Here is a 1,632-nt window from a genome sequence, read left to right as displayed (position 1 = left end):
CCCCGCTGCCCCAGCGCGGTCATGATCGCCAGCGGCGGAAAGACCAGCGCGGCATCCAGCCCGTTCCAGGCCAGCCCGTCGGCGATATTGGCCCAGGACGGCGCCACCACGATCTCGGCGTCGATCCCGTGCCGCGCGAACAGCCCGGCATTCCGCGCGACCAGGACCGGCGCGCTGTCGGCCAGGCGCAGCAACCCGATACGGATGGTCTGGGTCATGTCAGGTCGTCCTCGGAAGGCTCGCGCCGGGCGCGAAGATACTCCGCCGCGATGTCGGCGATCCTGCGGGATTGCCGCATCGCCCGCCGCCGCAGCCAGCGATAGGCCTCGGCCTCGCCGCACCGTTCGGCCTGCATGAAGACCTTCTTGGCGCGGTCGATCGTCTCGCGCTCCGACAATGTCTTGCGCACGGCATGCAACTCGTTCTGCGTCTGGCGGAACCGGCTGTAAAGCGCGATCGCCGCGCGCAGCAGCGGCTTGACGTCGCGCGGCGGCGTGTCCAGCACGTTATAGGAACAGATCCCGGCCTCGAACGCATCCTCCATCAGGCGCACGTCGTCCTCGTCCACGAACAGGGCTATGGGACGCTCCAGCCCGGAATCCGATAGCGCCCGCACGCTGTCCAGCGCGTCGCGGTCGGCGCGCGACATGTCGACCAGCACGATGTCGGGCGCATGGGCGCGCACCGCGTCGATCAGCGACGTGCCGGCCGCCAGGCGCACGACGTCCAGCGACAGATCCGCGCGCAAAATGTCCGACAGGGCATTCGCCCGTCGTGAATTCTCATCGGCCAGCAGGATCTTCATCGTACCGCTTGTTCCGATCGCGCATCGTCCGTCAATACACGTCTCGCAGATAGCGGCCCGCCCGCGCAAGCCTGGCCAGGTAATCGTCGGCGCCCGCCGCCGGCATGCCGCCATGGCGGGCGATGATCCGCCGCAGCGCGCTGTCGACGTCCCGCGCCATGCGCGCCGCGTCGCCACAGACATACAAAATGGCGCCGTCGCGAATCCACGCCCATAATTCCGTGCCGGCCTCCTCCATCCGGTCCTGGACATAGATCCGCTCGGGCTGGTCGCGCGAAAACGCGGTATCCAGCCGGGTCAGGCAGCCCTGGTCCAGGAACGCCTCCAGTTCCTCGCGGTAATAGAACCCGCTCTCCGCATGGCGCTCGCCGAAGAACAGCCAGTTGCGCCCGGCGGCGCCGCGCGCCGCACGCTCGTGCAGAAAGCCGCGGAACGGCGCGATCCCGGTGCCGGGGCCGATCATGACGATCGGCGCCGCATCGTCCGGCAGGCGGAAATGCGACGTCGCCTGGATGAACACCGGCACCGCGCCGCCCGCCTCCAGTCCGGCCAGCCAGGTCGAACAGACCCCGGGATACGGGTCGCGACTGACCCCCATCGTCAACTGCACGACATCCGGACTGACCAGCGGGGACGAGGCGATGGAATAAAGCCGCGGCTGCATCCGCCGGAACAGCCCCGGCACATCCTGCGGCGTCACCTCCAGCGTCGTCCCGGTCAGCAGGTCGGGCAGGAAATCGCCGTCCTCCCGCCCCAGGCGCGCCAGCATGGCCGGCAGCGGACGCGACAGGTCCAGGTGCCGGCGCAGCGCGTCGGCCAGCCCCACC

General features: G+C 69.5%; 2 protein-coding genes and 1 pseudogene. All 3 read right to left on the bottom strand.

The window, feature by feature from the left end:
* Nucleotides 1-218, bottom strand: a 218-nt coding sequence (locus HUK84_RS17360) for an ABC transporter substrate-binding protein (protein WP_176641375.1), incomplete at its 3' end; no start/stop codon positions are given.
* Nucleotides 215-805, bottom strand: a complete 591-nt coding sequence (locus HUK84_RS17355; RefSeq protein WP_176641374.1) for an ANTAR domain-containing response regulator — start codon at nucleotides 803-805, stop codon at nucleotides 215-217. The genes HUK84_RS17360 and HUK84_RS17355, both read right to left, overlap by 4 nt.
* 31 nt (nucleotides 806-836) lie before the next feature.
* Nucleotides 837-1,632 (bottom strand): annotated as a pseudogene (locus HUK84_RS17350) (molybdopterin oxidoreductase); the annotation flags it as partial.

It is taken from the genome of Nguyenibacter vanlangensis (assembly GCF_013376155.1).
Lineage (GTDB): Bacteria > Pseudomonadota > Alphaproteobacteria > Acetobacterales > Acetobacteraceae > Gluconacetobacter > Gluconacetobacter vanlangensis.
This window is presented reverse-complemented; position numbering and strand designations above follow the sequence as displayed.